The organism is Enterococcus sp. HMSC072F02, assembly GCF_001837725.1.
GTDB classification, from domain to species: Bacteria; Bacillota; Bacilli; order Lactobacillales; family Enterococcaceae; genus Enterococcus_B; species Enterococcus_B lactis.
This window is the reverse complement of sequence record NZ_KV833943.1, coordinates 92273-110652: the sequence shown is the minus strand read 5'-3', so window position 1 is coordinate 110652 and position 18380 is coordinate 92273. Positions and strand designations below refer to the sequence as shown.

Genomic DNA, 18380 nt, shown 5'->3' with positions numbered 1-18380 from the left:
TTACTCTTCATAAGGGGAAAGCATCGTCAAACTGATTCTGCCTTTTTTCGTATCAACTTGCTCTATCCAAACCGTCACGATATCTCCGACTGACACGACGTCTGTTGGATGCTTGACAAATTTTTTGCTAAGTTTTGAGATATGGACAAGTCCGTCTTGTTTCACACCGATATCGACAAATGCGCCGAAGTCGATGACGTTACGGACCGTTCCAGTCAATTCCATACCTGGTTTCAAATCTTCCATACTCAACACATCTGTACGCAATAGGGGCGCTGGCATCTCATCACGCATATCTCGTCCAGGTTTTGTCAGCCCAGCTAAAATATCAGCTAACGTTTCTTCTCCGACTGATAAGCTTTCAGCCAGTTTCTCCGCGGATAACCGTGTCAATTTTTCTACTGCTTCTTCTGTCCCAAGCTCTTTTTCTGAAAGATGGACGGTCATTAATATGTCTTTCGCAATAGAATAACTTTCGGGATGGATACCGGTGTTGTCCAAAATGTTTTTCCCGCCAGGAACTCGCAAGAAGCCTATTGCTTGTTCATATGCTTTTGGTCCTAAACGTGGCACTTTTTTCAGCTGAGTTCGTGCAGTAAATTCTCCATTTTCTTCACGATAACTGACAATGTTTTGGGCAGTCGTTTTATTCAATCCTGATATATGCTGCAAGAGCTGTGGACTAGCCGTGTTCACATCCACGCCTACTTGGTTGACCGCTGTTTCCACGACAAAATCCAATTGTTCAGCCAAACGTTTTTGAGAAACATCATGTTGGTACTGTCCTACACCGACAGCTTTAGGATCGATCTTGACTAATTCAGCTAAAGGATCTTGCAGACGACGGGCAATAGAAACAGCACTTCTTTCTTCTACTTGTAGATGCGGGAATTCTTTTCGTGCAATTTCGCTAGCAGAGTAAACAGAAGCGCCAGCTTCATTGACAATGGCATAATAGGCTTTATGGTCGGCTGATTTCAATTGTTCAGCCACAAAAAGTTCTGATTCCCGACTGGCTGTTCCATTCCCGATAGCTACCATATCTACTTGATATTGATTGATCAATTGGATAAAAGCTGGACCAGCAGCTTCCCTTTTCGCTTGTGCTGCAGGTTTATGCGGATAAATGACTTCGATTGCCAAAACTTTTCCTGTCGCATCTACGACTGCTAGTTTACATCCAGTACGATAGGCCGGATCAAATCCCAGTACGACTTTACCTTTTAGCGGCGGTTGCAACAAAAGATTGCGAAGATTTTCTCCAAAAATAGCGATGGCTTGCTCATCCGCCTTTTCAGTCAATTCATTACGCAGTTCTCGCTCGATTGCCGGCTGTATAAAGCGTTTATAACTATCTTGATAGGCTTCTCTTACAAAGGAAAAAGAAGGTGAGGCAGGATTTTTCACTAATTGGCGATCCAAGTAAGCTAAAACTGCTGCTTCGTCTACTTGAAGGAATACTTTGAGAACCTCTTCTTTTTCTCCTCGATTAGTGGCCAATATCCGATGAGAAACCATTTTATGGACAGGTTCTGCAAAGTCATAATACATTTCATATACGCCTTTTTCATCTATTTTCTCATCCTTGACTTGGCTGACATACATGCCTTTGTTATACGTATAAGACCGAATCCAAGTCCGAAATTTTGCATTATCGCTGACTTGTTCAGCAATGATCTCATGCGCACCTTGCAACGCTTCTTCAGCAGAAGAGACTTCTTTTTCTTTATCGATATATTTTTCTGCTTCCGATTGCACCTCTCCATCTGTAAGCTGCATCAGCCACAGCGCGAGTGGCTCAAGTCCTTTTTCTTTAGCAATCGTTGCTTTTGTCCGTCGTTTCTGTTTGTATGGCCGATATAAATCTTCCACTTGTTGCATTTTTACGGATTGCGTGATTTCTGTTTCTAACTCAGGGGTCAGTTTCCCTTGTTCATCGATCAGCCGAATCACTTCGTTTTTTCGTTTTTCTAAGTTTTCAAGATATGCATACCGCTCTTCGATTTCACGAATCTGGACTTCATCAAGACTTCCCGTCATTTCTTTTCGATAACGCGCGATAAAAGGAACGGTGTTTCCTTCATTTAACAAATTAAGTACAGTCGTCAACTGCTTGGGACGATAGTCTGAAAGCTCTTTTTGTACAAGCTGAATGATTGTCTGGTTCAAATTTTCCGTCATTAAAATGCCTCTTTTCTGCTAAAAATTGCTTCTTTATTCTATCATACTTTTTATCATGGGTTAAACTGCTGAAAGAAACAATATTCTCTATACAAATAAAAAGAGCCGCAACAAAGTCGCAGCTCCTTCATTCTTTCCATTTGTCAGATTCCTTGCCAAGATCCTTCGTTGTTCTGATATTCAATGTCTTGAAGGATGCCTTCCTTGTCAAAAACAACCCCATGCAATGACCCTCCGAATACAGCCCCACCGTCCATTCCGATTTTATGATCCTGAATCCAGAGATCTGTTGTCTGCATATCTCCATGGAGCATTGGTGTAATCGTATGTCCAAATACAATTGTCTTACCTGTATTGTTTTTCCCTTCATGAAATGGTTCCCGTATCCAAATAAAATCGCTTGGACTTGTCTTACGCCAGTCTTTCTTTGTCAAATCCACTCCAGCATGGACAAACAGATAATTTTCCCATTCATAATACAAGGGGCGCTGGACTAAAAATTCAATCAGTTCTGGGTATCTCGATCGGATCATCATTGAGATTTCAGTCGGGGAGTATTCCTCCGACGCACCTGGGTGAAGTAGGCTTTCAAATGTTTCTTTTCCACCATTTCTGATATAAGGCGCATACCAGTCCTCCGGTGCTTGCAGAAATTGCAAAAAATATTCTTCGTGGTTGCCCCGGAGATAAATGGCTCCTGTTTCTTCGACTAATTGTTTTCCTAATAGAAAACATTCCTTTGTACGAGGTCCTCGATCATTGAGATCTCCTAATAAAACAAGCTGATGGATCGTCGGATCATAATAGTGAATAAGTTTTTCAAAAAGATCATATTTACCATGGACATCGCCAATAGCATAAATCAATGATTTCATGTGGATCACCATCCTCAACGATAGTATAGCGCATATTGGAAATGGTCGACAATCAAAACTATTGTTTTCTATTTATTTAAAGCTGCAAACCGCAGTTCTGCTTCTTCTGGAGAGATTCCATGGTCTTGAACATAGCGGTTGCGTGGATGTTTCGCACACTCTACGCTACATGCTCCTAAATGTTTTTCTTCATTTTCAATGGAAGCAAGAATCTGGCGATTGCACTCAGGATTGCTACAATTGATATATCGTTCACATGGTGTTCCGTCAAACCAGTCGCGACCGACGATTTGTTTATCTACTTGGTTGATATCGACAGCGATTCGTTCATCAAACACATACATCTTGCCGTCCCATAATTCTCCTTGGACTTCAGGATCCTTACCATAAGTAGCAATACCGCCATGCAGCTGTCCGACATCTTTGAATCCTTCACGGACAAGCCAACCAGAAAACTTCTCGCAACGAATACCACCAGTACAGTAGGTCACTACCCGTTTTTCCATAAATTCTTCTTTGTGCTCGCGAATCCAGTCTGGAAGCTCTCGAAAACTGCGTATATCTGGGCGTACGGCCCCTCGAAAATGCCCCAAGTCATATTCATAATCATTCCGTGCATCAATCACCACTGTCTGTTCGTCTAAAATAGCTTCTTTAAATTCTTGCGGTGAAAGATAAGCACCTGTCACTTGGTTTGGATCAATGTCCTCTTCTAGCTTTAAACTTACAAGCTCTGGACGGTATCTTACAAACATCTTCTTAAAGGCATGTCCTTCGCTTGGATCAATCTTGAACATCATATCAGCAAATCGAGGATCAGCTTTCATTGCTTCCATATAGGCAGTCGTGTTTTCAACGGTTCCAGACACAGTACCATTTATTCCTTCTTCAGCTACTAGAATACGACCTTTAAGATCCAAAGATTTGCAAAAGGCTAAATGATTTTTGGCAAATTCCTCTGGTTCTTCTATTTTTGTATAATTGTAATAAAGCAGTACTTGATAATCCATGTATTTCTTCCTTCCTTCTTTTCGTTCCTAAACAGTATAAAGAAGGCGTTCGCATTTGACGATTTATTTGCTTGTGTATAATTACGCATGTGATTTTTTTGTTTACATAATATTATTATTTGAATTAAAAAAACTTCGCTTTCCTGTTTTGCACAGAAAAACAAAGTCTTTGTTTCTATTATTTACCTGTAACCGCAAAGTAATTGCCATCAGGATCAGCAAAGTTGAAGACATATTCTTCTCCAAGCTGTACCATATCACCTAATGTGACTGATTGCGTCTGCATTTTTTTATATAATCCAAAGATATCTTTGCTGTAAAACATCAAAGATGGGGCACTAGTAGCTGTACCAGGTGAATGGGACTCAACAAACGCTCGATCATATAACACGAATGAGGTTTGACTGTCCTCAATCCCTACTTCAATTACAAGCGTCCCATCCATTTCTTGACGATCTTTTTCCGCAAAGCCAATTGCTCTCCAAAACGCTGCATTTTTTTCTACATCGTCCACATACAGCATGATTTTTATTTCATTTGTAAACATCTGTTTCCTCCTAAACGATCTGTTCTAACATCCCCAACTTTGTCAGTTTACCATAGGAAAATGGGAAAATCTACGAAAGCTCTCAACAGATTCATCCTACTTAAATACGCTTCTCTTTAATAATAAATTAAGTTGGTTGTTTTTGTTATTCCGACTTTCACTTTTCGGAATAAATATTTTGTACTTATATGGAATGAATAAAAAAACATACTAAGAGAGGAGAACCTCATTTATCAATGATGTTCCCCTCTAATCTTAGTATGTTTTTAACTATTCATTCACATCGATCACTTTTGAATCATCATTGATGACATCGCGATCTAAATCTTTGATGCGTGCACTTGTCACGATACCAGCTACCATGCTACCGCTGACGTTTACTGCTGTGCGTGCCATATCGATTAATGGTTCAACAGAGATAACTAACCCAACGATTGCTACTGGCAAGTTCATTGCCCCTAAAACGATCAGTGAAGCAAATGTTGCACCACCGCCGACTCCGGCTACACCAAAAGAGCTGATTGTTACAATCGCCACAAGCATCAAAATAAATTCCAAACTAAAGACATTCACTCCAGCCGCTGGTGCGACGATCGTTGCCAACATAGCTGGATAAACACCAGCACAGCCGTTTTGTCCAATAGATAAACCAAAACTTGCTGAGAAGTTAGCTGTTGCATCGTCTACTCCTAAAGCTTTTGTCTGAGTCTCGATGTTCAATGGCAAGGCTCCGGCACTTGAACGTGAAGTAAACGCAAAGCTCAATACTGGAAAAGCTTTTTTGAAATAGTTGATTGGATTGACTTTGGCACCAATCAAAATCAGTGAGTGGACAATTAAAACAGCCAGCAATGCTACGTAAGATGCAACGACAAATTTACCTAAATTGACGATAGCTGCAAAATCACTTGTTGCCAAAACGTTTGTCATCAAAGCAAATACCCCATATGGTGTCAAACGCAGAACAAGCGTCACAATCCGCATAATGATTTTATATAGACTGTCGACTAGATCTGAAAAGAATGCTGCTTCTTTTGGCGCTTTTCTTTTCACCCCTAGATAAGCGATACCGACAAAGGCTGCAAAAATAACGACTCCAATCGTACTAGTTGCACGGCTACCTGCTAAATCAGCAAATACGTTTTTAGGGATAAAGGATAAAATCTGCTGCGGAATCGATAAGTTTTCAACCGTTTCCTGACGTGTCGCCAATTCAGAGATCCGTGCTGTTTCTGCTGCTCCTTGTGTGAATTTAGCTCCTTGAAGACCGAACAGCATCGTTGAACCGATTCCGATCAATGCTGCAATAGCTGTTGTACCAAGTAAAGAAGTCAGTACAGTTGCACTGATTTTCCCCAGCTTTTCAGAAACTTTCATTTTTGTGAATGCACCAATGATCGAAATGAACACTAGAGGCATAACTAGCATTTGCAAGAATGATACATACCCTTGTCCTACGATCCCGATCCATTCTATTGATTGAGTAACGACTTTGTCTTCTACCCCAAAGATTAATTGAAGCAGACCGCCAAAGACGATACCAACTCCTAATGCTGTAAAGACGCGTGTTGAAAATTTTGTATGGCGCTTTTGCATACGATAGAACACATATAATAATGCCGCAAAAACTAGAACCACTAAAACTGTGATGAGTGTTGTCATTTTTATCCTCCTCATATTATTAATGACAAGTCCATCGAAGGAAGTAAAGGTTCCCGAGAATGATTCTTCAACCATCCTCCTGAAAAATTTTTTTCAGTGACTTTTATATTTTAGACGATTTTTATCGAAATGACATTCTTTTTGCTTACAATTAGTAATAAAAAAACATGCCTGTGATAGATTAAAACTATCGCAGGCATGTTTTTACTGTCTATTCTTGTTTTTCTGATTGAAAATTCAATTTTACCCCAGGCTGATCCAAGGCGATCTCTGTCACCTCATAAGACATCCGGCGTACGATATCGAATAAAGGTGCTACTAGTTCGTCCACTTCTTCTTGTGTGACATCATTTTGACCTTCAATTTTCCGATTGAGGATATGATTGATCTGACTCACACTTCCAGATAAAACATATGTATCAAACACTAAACGGAACTCTAAGCGTGCTCCTACGATGCTATGTTCTTTCGGATAGTTTTCGATCGTTTCTTTCAAAGGCGAGAAGCCCACTTTCAAATCTGTTTCTACTTCTTGGTTCGGTAATCTCATATCATAATGAAATGCTTCTACTACTTCTTTTTGTCTTCTGATTTCCATATAATTTTATCACTCCTTTATAAAAATTATAACATATCTCCTTTGTAAGGGGATACTATTTTTTTACGTTACTCTGCAAGGATAGGATTTCATTCAAATTTCCTACCACATAATCTGCAGGAATCTCTCCCAGAAAATGATCGATATCGTAAAGACAAGTAACGACTCCTGCGTTTTTCCCTGCTTCAATATCTAAACGGCGATCGCCGATCATCATCGTGTCTGTTCTTTCTAAATGAAAAGTCTCAATCAAATACTTTAAAGATGCTGGATCCGGTTTACGAGGAAAATCCTGATCAATCCCTACTACTTCCTCAATCAGATGGGCTAATTGATACTCTTTCAGCAGTTCCCATGTCGATTCTGTCAAACGGTGGGTCAAGATGAAGTGACGTCCTCCATTGATTTTTAGCCTTTCAAGTACTTGTTTCGTTTCTGGAAATGGACGGGAAGCTTCCTTGCTTTTTTTCTCATACCGATGAAACCATTCATTAAACTCATTGGCGTCCAAATTTGATTCATTGATCAAATAACTGGTGGAATATTTTTTCATTTTGAAGTAGATCTCTTTTTTGTCCATATTGATACCAAAATCTTTTAGAGCTTGCTGAGCACCATCTACCATTGCGGGATACGTATCAAACAATGTCCCATCAAAGTCCCATATATAATTTCTCACGTTTTTTGTTCCATTCCTTTGCTTCTTTTTTCTATCTTTCATTATAGATAAATACGTTGATTAAAGTATTGTTTTCTCTAGAATCGTCAAATCGTCTGTTAATGTATATTGGATTGGTTGTGCGTTCGGGATATCAATTGTATCCATTTGATCCTCAGGAACATTTTCTAAATATTTTGTCAGTGCTCGGATGCTATTCCCATGACCCACAACTAGTAAATCTTTCCGATCTTTCAGTTTTGGTGCTATTTGATCTTGCCACAAAGGAATGATCCGATTCACTGTCATTTCTAGACTTTCTCCGTACGGAATCAAATGTGGATCCAAATGATCATATCTGCGGTCAAATCGGTTTTCTGCGGTTAGCGGCGGAACTTCTGTATATCCTCTGCGCCATTTCTTTACTTGATCTTTTCCGTATATTTCTTTCATCTGATCCTTGTTTTTACCAACAAGATCCCCATAGTGCCGTTCATTCAGACGCCATGTTTTTACTATAGGAAGCCACAACTGCCCCATTTCTTCTAGTGCGACTTGACCGGTAAGAATCGCGCGTTTTAAAACAGAGGTGTAAACCGCATCGAATTGAAGACCGGCTTCATACATTTTTTGACCGGCTACTGCTGCTTGTTCTTTTCCTTTTTCTGTTAAGGCGACATCTAGCCACCCTGTCCAGTAATTTTCAAAATTTGCTTCGCTTTCGCCATGACGCAATAATACTAATTTCATTTTTTTCTCCCTTAAACATTCGTTTCGAATTTTATGCCACATGTTTTGCATGTCACGCGTATTCGTCCTTTTCCTCTAGGCGCACGCTGCTTTTGATGACAATTCGGGCACTCAAAAAAAGTATAGCTTTTTCGTTCCGTTTTAGCTTGCTTTTTGTTTCTCATCTGATGATATTTTTCTTTGACTTTATCAAAATATTCCAAATAACGTTGATTTTCATTTAGTCTAGGATAGATTTTTTTTGATAGAAAACGAAATAGCATCCATCCGAAAAAGACGATGAACAACAATTGCCCGATTCTAAATGGCAACCACCGACTTAGTAAACTAAAAAAAAGTGCGATAATCAATAGAATCCGATTCAATTGATCAAATTTTGCATATCTTCCCTGCATAAGTTTTTGATAGTTCTGCTGAAACCGTATCAGTCTTTCTAACCATGTTTGCATCCTATTATCTCCTCCATCATCTATCATTCATTATGACAAAAAAAACAAAAAAGAAAAAGCCTTAATTGGCCTTTTCCATTGCGACTTGATGAAGGACATTCCGATTTCTGGTAAAGTCGATCACAATCACTTTCTTTTTATCTTCTCTGTTGACTACACGGAATGTGTCCGTCAATGGCAAAAACAGCTTCTTAGATGGTAGCTGTTGCATACGTATAAATCGATGGATCATCGTAATCAATTGAGGGAATTGAATGGACGTATGAAGCAGATTTGGATATTTTTTCAACAGTTGAGTCGTTTTGATCAAATTCCGTTTTTTACTGATTACTTTTAAAAAGCTTTTTAGAATCTTTTGCTGACGTCTAAAAATAGAAAAAGAATTTTCATCATCTATTTGATAACGCATTTGTTTCTGTAGTTCTGCTGCAGTCAAATGAATCTTCCCATCATTCGTATCGATCATCAAACCTTCTGGGAATAGCTCAACGACTGCTCGATCCCAAGATTCGAGAGAAAGCTCGATATAATCTTTTACCGGTAATTCCAATTCTGCCTCAAAAAAGTGCAAAACAGCCGATAGTCCTTCTGCTTGATAAATTTCTCCTAATGTTAGTCCCTCTAGATGGAACTCTGGTGAAAAATGCAGCAATGTTTTATTTTCCTGCAATTGAACATATAGAAATGTAGACCGCTCAATCAGAGTATCTTTTAAAACAACTAAAAAATTCATTTTTCTCCCCCTTTTTTCATCATTTTTAAAATAGCATATTTTGAAAAGAATGTCTGATGCTTAGAGAAGAATTTCATAAAAATTTACTATTTCATAAGTATTCACGAAAAAAACCTAAACAAAAAAGCGGAAATAACGTTCATCCGCCTTCTTATTTAGGTATATTTTTTCTTCAAATGCTTGTCTATGATTCAGGACTTTCTCTATCGTTAGTTTCATCCAAAAGTTCCTGCATCCCGATAATTTCCCGATACTGATGAATCTTAGTGATACCAATTACTTTATCTACATCAATACTAAAACAAATCCCGTTACCTGGAACATCGATGTTGATGCCTTGACCAATCGCATCCATCACTTGATTCGTCAAACTATCTGGTACTAATGTCAAAACAACATCTTTTTCTGGCGAGATGTCCAAACCTAAAAATTTCCCTGAATCATGTACACCAGAACCACGACCATGCAAGATTGTACCGCCAGCTGCACCTGCTTCTTTTGAAAAGTCGATGACATCTTCACCTGTTCCTCCGTCCACGATCGTCACAATCATGTGAAGATTCAATGCTACAAGATCTTTCATTTGCTTCCCCCCAATTTTTGCAATCTTTCTTTTTCGATTCTGTCTTTTTCATCTTTTCGTTTATAAATATATCCTAGTACTAAAGTGGATAATATTGGTGTCAATGCAATCATTGCAACCACACCAAACCCATCAATGATCGGATCTCTTCCCTCAATTTGTGCAGCGATCGCCACGCTCATTGATAAAATAAATGTCGAACACATCGGACCCGTTGCTACTCCACCGTTGTCAAAAGCCATTGCTAAAAAGATCTTGTCCACTTTTCGTCCTAAAATAAATGCTAGCCCATATCCTGGAATCAAGAAATAATAAAGAGAGAATCCGACGAGCAAACGCCACATAGACAATCCTACTGCTGCGCCAATCCCAATCGAAATTACCATCAGCATGACTTTCGACCGGATCCTCCCTTCACTCAATTCTTCAACCTGTTTGACCATTACATGAATCGCCGGCTCAGCAAACCCTACTAGGAACCCCATCAAAAAGCCAAGTGGAACCAATATATAATTATAGGGCAATCCAGCGATCGTACTACCTAAATGCTGTCTTACCGGAACGTAAGCCATGTTGACTCCGTGCAGGAAAAGGATCAACCCAATAGTCGTTATCAAGAAGCCTTTCATAATGTCAAAGAAACGCTTCTTGCGCATACGAAAACTAATGATATTCATCAAAACAAATAGAATCACGATAGGTGCCACTGCTAAAATAACTTCCATAGTAACGATCTCGATACCATCTATCACTTGCTGCCAGAAATTCATTGGAAGATCACCCCCAAAATCATTACGGCAAGAATTGGCCCTAATGAAGCAATACCAACCATTCCAAAGCTGTCATTTTCATTTTTCTTTTGTTTGATCATACTAGTCATCCCTCCGGCAAGGGCCAAGATAAATGGAACAGTTACTGGACCAGTAGTCACTCCCCCCGAATCAAAAGCAATCGGCATGAATTCGGAACTGGTGAAGAACGAGGCGATCAAAACGCCTATGTAGCCTATAGCCATCAATTGATAATAGGATAGCTTGAATACGACCCGAAGCAGCGCAAAGGCTAGAAATACTCCAGTGCCGACGCTGACGATCCCAATCAGCAACACTCTGCCAATCTCTCCGTCAGATATATCATATACTTGTTGTCCCAAAACTTGGACGGAAGGTTCGGCAATCGTGATCACGATCCCGATAGCAAACCCCAAACTGACCAAAACAGCCAAACTTTTCTTTTTGATCATATATTTCCCTACTAGATCTCCGACTTCCATCATGGAATAGTCTGCCCCAAACAAAAAGAGCGTCATTCCGATCATCATGATAGCCGCACCTACCAAGAATGAAGCGAGGTCTTCTCCTTCTAACGGCGCAAAAACAAACGTTAAAATGACAATCAGGACGGTCATCGGCAATATGGCAGCAATCACTTCTTTAAAATTTTTTAGCATGTATCCTCCTCCTTTACTCTTTAAGTTTACCTTAAAATGAAAGAGTTTTCGAGTATAAACTTAAAACGTTATCATTTAATTTTTCTCAACATAAAATAACACACGTCCCAAAAGTATCTTTTTACTTGGAAAAGATGACTTTGTAGGGACGCACTTGCTGTTGTTTTTTATTTTACAGAGCCGATCATTCCTTGAACGAATTGCTTTTGCAAAACAAAAAATACGATGGCAGTTGGTAAAGTAGCAATGACTAATCCAGCCATGATCATTCCATAATCTGGCGTATAGGAAGCACCCATAGCAGATAAAACAAGCGGAACCGTCCGTTTATCAGGAGATTGCAAAGCCACTAAGGGCCATAAATAATTGTTCCAACTGCTCATGAATGTGATGATTGCTGCCGCTGCACAGGTATTTTTAGCCGTCGGCATATATACTCTAAAAAAAATACTTAGTTCTTTTAGACCGTCTAATCGAGCGGCTTCTACTAGATCTTTTGGAAAGGATTTAACATTTTGTCGGAAGAAGAAGATCAAAAAAGCAGTGCTGACAGATGGTAAGATTACAACTAAGAAACTATTGATTCCCAAAATCGTTCCGTTCAATTGTGAAAACATTCGATACAAAGGGATCATCAACGCCGCAAAAGGAACCATCATCGATAGCAGTAGAATATTGAAAATCAAGTCTTTTCGCTTGCTTTGATAAATCTCAAATCCATATCCTGCCATTGACGAAATCAGCAATGCAAACACAGTGGTCACTAAAGCGATCATTGCTGAATTCCAAAGGGAACGAGTAAAATTCAGTTCATTGGAAAACAAATTTTGAAAATTGATGATCAAGTTACTGCCAATCTTTATTTTTCCCGATGTGATATCCACGGGTGTATTCGTCATTCCCAGAATCATCCAGACAAAAGGGAAAATGGAAATAAATGATAGGATGCTTAATGCTGTATACTTTAATGCTGACCCAATTGCCGAACGAAGTCCTAAGGCTTGTTTTTTGACGTTGGGATGTTCGATCGGTTCTTTTTCTACCATGCTTTTCATCGACTCTCTCCTCCTACTTTCGTTTGGATTATCGACAATATCACAATAAAGGCAACAATAACAAAGGAAACTGCTGCCGCATATCCAAAATTAGGCGTGAATTTATAACTCAAATTATAGATGTATTGAGACAAGGTGGTCGTTGCATTTGCTGGACCCCCGCCAGTAATATTTTGTACTTCATCAAAAAGCTGCAATGTCCCGATCGTCGAAGTAATGGAAGTAAACAAAATGATCGGTTTTAAATTCGGGATCGTCACTTTGATAAACTGCTGCCATTTAGAAGCACCGTCAATAGATGCTGCTTCATAAATCTCCGAATCAATATTTTGCATGCCTGAAAGGAAAAAAATCATATTGTATCCAGTCCAACGCCAAGTGATCGAAAGAATGATCAGAACTTTCGCCCAAATTGGATGAGTCAGCCAGCCAATCGGTGTATCAATCATACCAATGCCCAACAACAAGTTGTTTACAAGGCCAGATTGAGAAAATAGACTTTTCATGATCAGAGAATAACTGACCATCGAAGTGATACACGGAAGAAAAATAGCTGTTCGAAACAACCCTTTATATTTCAGCTTTTTATCATTTAAGAGGTTGGAAATAAAAAGCGCTAGAAACAGCATGATTGGTACTTGAACTAGTAAATATAGGAACGTATTGAAAAAAGCTTTTTTAAAAGTAGCATCTGTCAGCATCCGCTGATAATTACCTAATCCGTTAAATCTCATATTGACAGGGGGACCACTTTGAAAAGACGTGATCAAAGCCAAAACCATCGGAATAAAAACCATGATCGATATCAAAATGACTGGCAAGATTAAAAAAGCATGCCCGTTTTTGAATAAATCTTTCTGCTTCATTCTTTTCCCTCCAATTCTATCATCGATTATTTAATTGAAAAGACAAGAAAGACAACGTCTGTAAGGCAGCCGCCATCTTTTTTGTCTTTTCGGTTGTCTGATGAAAAAGCAAAGAAATTTGCTTTTTTATCACCAATCAATTAGCCAACTGTGCTTCTACTTGTTTTTGTGTATCTGCTAGTACCTTGTCTGTCTCTTCTCCATTGATGATTCGATGAAGAGCTTCGGCTACGACTGCTTCAATTGCATAGGTCTCATGTCCGTAATTCACTTCTGGAATTTCTGATGTCCATTTGGAAAAATCATCAAAGACCTTTTGGCCACTGTAAAATTCTGAAGCTTCTTGATAAGCTTCTTGTTCATTTGCACTAAGCATCGTAGACACCAGTCCGATTTCTTTCGCAAGAGTGCCCATCAGTTCTTCATTCGATGCAAACGTTGCTTCGAGGAAATCTTTCGCTGATTCTTCTCCAGCTACTCCTTTGAGCACATACCAGCCAGCGCCGCCAAGGTTAGAAGCTTGCACTTTTTGTAAACTTTCTGGCAGTGCAGGTATTGGCGCAATCTTCCATTTTCCAGATTGGTCTTCTGCTCCTTGGATCGTTGAAGAATACCAAGCGCCAGTTGGGCTAGAAGCTACTGCTCCTGATTGTATCGCAGTTACTCCAGCATTCCAGTCAGAGGTTTGTTCGACTAGGTCTTCTTTCAAAAGAGTGGCAAATAATTCAAGACCATACTTTAAAGATGCATTGTCTTGGATCGTGACCGTCTCCCCGTCTTTGGACGTATACCATTCTCCCGCTTGTTGCATCATCATTCTTACTCGACCAAGATCAGAAGGATTGACTTCAGCGATTTTCTTTCCCGTCTTTTCTTTGACATCTCGCGCCACTTGAATATACTCGTCCCACCTCAGATTCTCCATGTCCTCTTCTGTATATCCTGCTTCAGCCATCAGATCCGTACGATAGAAGTTTGCTGTTACGCCCGAATCGAAAGGAACACCGTATATTTTTTCTCCTACTTTGTTTACCGCAAATTTATACGGTGCAAAATGATCTTCCTTTACAATAGCAGACAAATCAGCGAATGCATCTGGATAAGAAGTCAAATAGCCTTGTATCCTATAATCTTCAATCAAGACGATATTGGGCAATCCTTCTGTATTCCCGCCTGCTAAAGCGGTGTTCAGTTTCTGAACGATATCATCCTGAGACATCGTAACAACTTCTATCTCTGTTTCTTCGTTCTCATAAATTTTTTTTGCTTCATTCACTGCTTTGATATTGAATGTCTCATCCCACGCCCAAACAGTGACTTTTTCTTCGTTGCCTGCTGTGCTACTAGCACTTCCGCATCCTGTTAAGAAACCTGATGCTGCCGCTAAACAAACGACTCCAGCAATTAACTTTCTGATGTTCATTTTTATCCGCTCCTTTTCCATCCTTAGTTGTTTATGTTTGCTACATTCACCATACCAAAATTTGAAAACGGTTTCTTTATTATTCAGATACTTCAAAAATTTCTCCTAAAATAATAAAAAAATACAAATCAACTATGACAAAAGGAATAATCTTAGCATCTAGACCAAAGATCGAAAGGGTGGAGGTTTCTTTAAAATAAAAATATCCTTGCATTTTCTCCTAGAAATAAGTATTTTTAAATTACAAGACTATTCTTAAGGCGGGTAAAAAAATGCCAATACGCGTAATTCTTATCGATGATGAACAGACGATTTTAGACGGAATGAAACAGTTGATCAATTGGTCTGAGCACGGGTTTCAATTAATAGGAACTTTTTCCAGCCCGTTGAAAGCGCTTGACTTTTCTTTGGCACATGCAATCGATATCGTGGTCACAGATGTAATGATGCCTGAACTAAATGGGATCGAATTATCGCGGCTATTAAAACAGCAACAACCTGAAACACAGATTCTTATCCTCTCTAGCTATGATGAATTTGATATGGTTAAAGATTCTTTCAAATATGGCGTCGCTGATTATCTTTTAAAGCCTCGATTGAGTCCTGATTTTTTTCTAAATTCCTTAATTGCCGTTTCACAAAAAATCAAAAAAAAGCCCAACAAAAGCCCAATCACCGATCGTTATGAGCAGATCTGCGAGAATCTTTCACAGCAGATTGCTGGACAAACTCGTCCATTGCTTGACCCTCTTCTTTTTGAACACACCTTGTTTTTTCTGGTATATACCGAAAATCGGCCATTCAGTTCAAAACAAGGCTCTAAACAAAAACAGTCGATCATCCATTCGTTGATGGATAGCGACGATTCATTTACTATTTATCCCTTTTCTACCTTTTCGGAAGAATCCGGCTATGTGATCAATACTGATTCCAAAGATACGCTTAGGAAGTTTGTTCAAAAGTTTCGTCAAGAAATTTTTCCAGGTGATTTTTTTGTTGTTTCTGACTCTTTTGCAATCCAAGATATCAATGAAATATTCCAAGAAATCAGAAATTGTACCAAAGGACAACGTTTCTATCATAAGGGAAAGAACCTTGCTTATCAGCATGAACTTCTTCCGTTATCAACCAACCACGAGCAGCAAGCAAGTAGCTATTTAACAAAAATCGTTCATAAAGACTACGCTTTAGCTGTCAAAGAACTTGAGGGTTTCTTCACGAAAATATTGGAACAGCCTATTGATCCAGCTTATTTGAAACATGAGGCAATCAATCGTTTCTATGCATTACTCAATGCTTTGGCTGACGAATATGTTGGGAATGAAGAACTTTCTTTGCTCAAGATCGCCCTTCCTTCTTTATTAGCCGATGCTGAGTACTTGGAAGATTTTTCTATTCTTGTCAAAGAAACACTTGAGAAACTCACCCACTTTTCTGCAAATGCAATAAAAGACAATTTCGATATCTTGACTTTGATCTACGAGTTCGTCCAGGAAAATTATGAGAAAGAAATCAATTTACAACTTCTATCCGAAAAATATCATTTTTCATATAGCTATCTTTCAGCTATCTTTACTGAAAAATTTGGCATCAACTTTTCAAAATATCTAAAAAAAGTCCGTATTAGTAAAGCCAAGCTCTTTTTAACGGAAACACGGCTTACTTTGACGGAAATCTGTGAGAAAGTCGGCTATACCGAACTGGGTTATTTCTCCAGAGTTTTTAAAGAAGAGACAGGAATGACACCTTCTCAATACCGTAAAGGAACTTTTGTAAAATGAGAAAAAAAATCAAAGAGCATGAACTCTTTACCAACCTTCTGTTCATTTTGTTCATCGGTCTTTTTCTGCAGGCCATCGTCATCTCTTTGTTTATTTATCATCGATCAAGGGATGCCTATATCCAGCTGTTCAATCAATCGAATGATGTGGTACTAAAAAAGATCCAATCTGAATTTGAAGGCTTGAATGATGCAATCGAGAATACATTAGCCGCTTTTGATTCCAACCCAGCTGTCGAAAGCTATTTTTCCAATGGTCCAGTCCAACATATGGAACAGCTTCAGCAGCTAAGAACGATCCAAAAAATGAATGACTCTCTTTCAAAAATCCATCCAATGATCGATTACGATGTGTTGATCTTTGGAGAAAACGGAAGAACTTTTGTCGGAAACGACATGCTCACTGCCGTATCTGCCGATTCTTTTTTTCAATCTGCGATTGCCCAGAGAGTGAATGAACGTGCTGCTGATACACAAATGCTTTTTGTACAATACGGATTGACTCTTCGCGATAAGAAAGCACCCAGCGTCTTCTTTGTCAAAAAACTGAAAAACACATTGAATCACATTTACGGATATGCTGTTTTATCGATCTCATCTCAGCAACTAGCGAATCTTTTTCAATCTGTAGTGAATCCTGAGATATCGAAGATCTCCTTCATGAACGAAGAACAGACGATCATCGCATCAAATGAAGAAAATAGAATTGGGAGCCGATCAATGATTTTCAAAAAACTAACAGTAGGCGAAACAACGATTTCAAATGGACAGCAGTTGACCCGTCTTCCCCTGTACCGCCAGGATTGTACATTACTCAGTCAAGTCGATCTTCATTCTTTGTCTAACCAAATGGGCGTGATTTTCCCCATTATTTTGTATAATATCGTGACACTTGCTTTTGCTGGCTCATTGGCATTTATGTATTTGGATCGACACACAAAATCGATCTACCGCTTGATTGATTCGCTAAACTGGCTAGAGGAAGATGGCTTAAAAGCTACTGTTCCTGTACAAGGAAGCCATGAAGTCCAATTGCTAGGGAATACGATCAATCAATTGCTAAGTAATGCGCAGCATCATTATGAACAGACCATCCAAGACGAAAAGAAGAAACGTTCGCTTGAAATCCAAACTATGCAAGCACAGATACAGCCCCATTTCATTTATAATACGCTGACTAGCTTGAAATTTTTGATTTGGCAGAAAAAAACAGATGAAGCAGTTCAGGGATCGACAGTTTCATTACTTTACTAAGAAGTACGATTGGAAAAAAAGAAGAAGTGATTCCAGTCAAGGAAGAAATCAAAAGCGTACAAAGTTACATTGATCTTTTGAGTATGCGATATGGCGAAAGAATCTCGGCTAAAATAATGATTCCTGATGAACTGCAGACATTATCTATGCCGAATATGATCCTTCAACCAATTATCGAAAACGCCTATCTTCATGCTTTTCACAATAAAACGCAAGGATTCATCACGGTGTACGGCAAAACAAAAAATCAGCTTCTTTTATTCGAAGTGATTGATAACGGCGATGGCTTCGATACTGAAAATACCAAACAAAAAAATGATCATTTCTCAGGAATCGGCATCAGTCATGTAGATGAGCGGATACGCCTAATGTATGGAGATGCATATGGCATAACGATCCAATCAGTGATTGGGACAGGAACGACTGTAACGATTTGTCTCCCGCTTCTTCCTAAAAATCAATCAGAATAAGAATAGCCAAGCGCTGATTAATTTATTTTAAGTTAA

17 protein-coding genes and 2 pseudogenes are annotated in these 18380 nt (G+C 39.0%); 3 read left to right on the top strand and 16 right to left on the bottom strand.

Annotated features, from left to right (window positions below; translation table 11 throughout):
* From HMPREF2731_RS05535 to HMPREF2731_RS05460, 16 genes are all read right to left on the bottom strand, one after another.
* Positions 1-2181 (bottom strand): Tex family protein, encoded by a 2181-nt coding sequence (locus HMPREF2731_RS05535; RefSeq protein WP_070872522.1) that lies wholly within the window; start codon positions 2179-2181, stop codon positions 1-3.
* A gap of 143 nt (positions 2182-2324) precedes the next feature.
* Positions 2325-3056 carry a metallophosphoesterase family protein gene (locus HMPREF2731_RS05530; protein WP_002291986.1) on the bottom strand — a complete coding sequence of 244 codons (732 nt, stop codon included), beginning with the start codon at positions 3054-3056 and terminating at the stop codon, positions 2325-2327.
* 68 nt (positions 3057-3124) lie between these two features.
* Positions 3125-4066: an oxygen-dependent tRNA uridine(34) hydroxylase TrhO gene (locus HMPREF2731_RS05525; protein WP_070872520.1), complete on the bottom strand. Its 942-nt coding sequence runs from the start codon at positions 4064-4066 to the stop codon at positions 3125-3127.
* Between the two features lie 178 nt (positions 4067-4244).
* Positions 4245-4613, bottom strand: coding sequence for a VOC family protein (locus tag HMPREF2731_RS05520; RefSeq protein WP_002291991.1), 369 nt, complete (start codon positions 4611-4613; stop codon positions 4245-4247).
* 270 nt (positions 4614-4883) lie between these two features.
* Positions 4884-6275 carry an L-cystine transporter gene (locus tag HMPREF2731_RS05515; RefSeq protein WP_070872518.1) on the bottom strand — a complete coding sequence of 464 codons (1392 nt, stop codon included), beginning with the start codon at positions 6273-6275 and terminating at the stop codon, positions 4884-4886.
* Between the two features lie 211 nt (positions 6276-6486).
* Positions 6487-6873: a DUF1149 family protein gene (locus tag HMPREF2731_RS05510; protein ID WP_002291995.1), complete on the bottom strand. Its 387-nt coding sequence runs from the start codon at positions 6871-6873 to the stop codon at positions 6487-6489.
* A gap of 55 nt (positions 6874-6928) precedes the next feature.
* Positions 6929-7552, bottom strand: coding sequence for an HAD-IA family hydrolase (locus HMPREF2731_RS05505; RefSeq protein WP_002306550.1), 624 nt, complete (start codon positions 7550-7552; stop codon positions 6929-6931).
* Between the two features lie 60 nt (positions 7553-7612).
* Positions 7613-8281, bottom strand: coding sequence for a 2,3-bisphosphoglycerate-dependent phosphoglycerate mutase (locus HMPREF2731_RS05500; protein ID WP_070872516.1), 669 nt, complete (start codon positions 8279-8281; stop codon positions 7613-7615).
* An 11-nt stretch (positions 8282-8292) separates the two neighbouring features.
* On the bottom strand, positions 8293-8730 hold the full coding sequence (locus HMPREF2731_RS05495) for a hypothetical protein (RefSeq protein WP_070872514.1): 438 nt from the start codon (positions 8728-8730) through the stop codon (positions 8293-8295).
* A gap of 61 nt (positions 8731-8791) precedes the next feature.
* Positions 8792-9463 carry an LCP family protein gene (locus tag HMPREF2731_RS05490; protein WP_002292003.1) on the bottom strand — a complete coding sequence of 224 codons (672 nt, stop codon included), beginning with the start codon at positions 9461-9463 and terminating at the stop codon, positions 8792-8794.
* 184 nt (positions 9464-9647) lie between these two features.
* Positions 9648-10046 (bottom strand): P-II family nitrogen regulator, encoded by a 399-nt coding sequence (locus tag HMPREF2731_RS05485; RefSeq protein WP_002313700.1) that lies wholly within the window; start codon positions 10044-10046, stop codon positions 9648-9650.
* Entirely contained in the window at positions 10043-10816 is a 774-nt protein-coding gene (locus tag HMPREF2731_RS05480; RefSeq protein ID WP_070872512.1) for a DUF1538 domain-containing protein, read from the bottom strand. Before HMPREF2731_RS05480 ends, HMPREF2731_RS05485 begins: the two co-directional genes overlap by 4 nt.
* Positions 10813-11496: a DUF1538 domain-containing protein gene (locus HMPREF2731_RS05475; RefSeq protein ID WP_002292009.1), complete on the bottom strand. Its 684-nt coding sequence runs from the start codon at positions 11494-11496 to the stop codon at positions 10813-10815. The genes HMPREF2731_RS05480 and HMPREF2731_RS05475 overlap by 4 nt, the downstream gene beginning before the upstream one ends.
* A 167-nt stretch (positions 11497-11663) precedes the next feature.
* Positions 11664-12551, bottom strand: coding sequence for a carbohydrate ABC transporter permease (locus HMPREF2731_RS05470; protein ID WP_070872510.1), 888 nt, complete (start codon positions 12549-12551; stop codon positions 11664-11666).
* Positions 12548-13417: a carbohydrate ABC transporter permease gene (locus HMPREF2731_RS05465; protein ID WP_002306540.1), complete on the bottom strand. Its 870-nt coding sequence runs from the start codon at positions 13415-13417 to the stop codon at positions 12548-12550. The genes HMPREF2731_RS05470 and HMPREF2731_RS05465 overlap by 4 nt, the downstream gene beginning before the upstream one ends.
* A 136-nt stretch (positions 13418-13553) precedes the next feature.
* Positions 13554-14840, bottom strand: coding sequence for an ABC transporter substrate-binding protein (locus HMPREF2731_RS05460; protein ID WP_070872508.1), 1287 nt, complete (start codon positions 14838-14840; stop codon positions 13554-13556).
* 272 nt (positions 14841-15112) lie between these two features.
* On the opposite strand from HMPREF2731_RS05460, the pseudogene HMPREF2731_RS15290 reads away from it, so the two are divergent.
* The 3 genes and pseudogenes from HMPREF2731_RS15290 to HMPREF2731_RS05450 form a co-directional block, all read left to right on the top strand.
* Positions 15113-15373, top strand: a pseudogene (locus HMPREF2731_RS15290) (response regulator); the annotation flags it as partial.
* 318 nt (positions 15374-15691) lie between these two features.
* Positions 15692-16621 (top strand): helix-turn-helix domain-containing protein, encoded by a 930-nt coding sequence (locus HMPREF2731_RS15285; protein ID WP_025479417.1) that lies wholly within the window; start codon positions 15692-15694, stop codon positions 16619-16621.
* Positions 16618-18344, top strand: a pseudogene (locus HMPREF2731_RS05450) (sensor histidine kinase). Before HMPREF2731_RS15285 ends, HMPREF2731_RS05450 begins: the two are co-directional and overlap by 4 nt.
* Positions 18345-18380 lie beyond the last annotated feature (36 nt).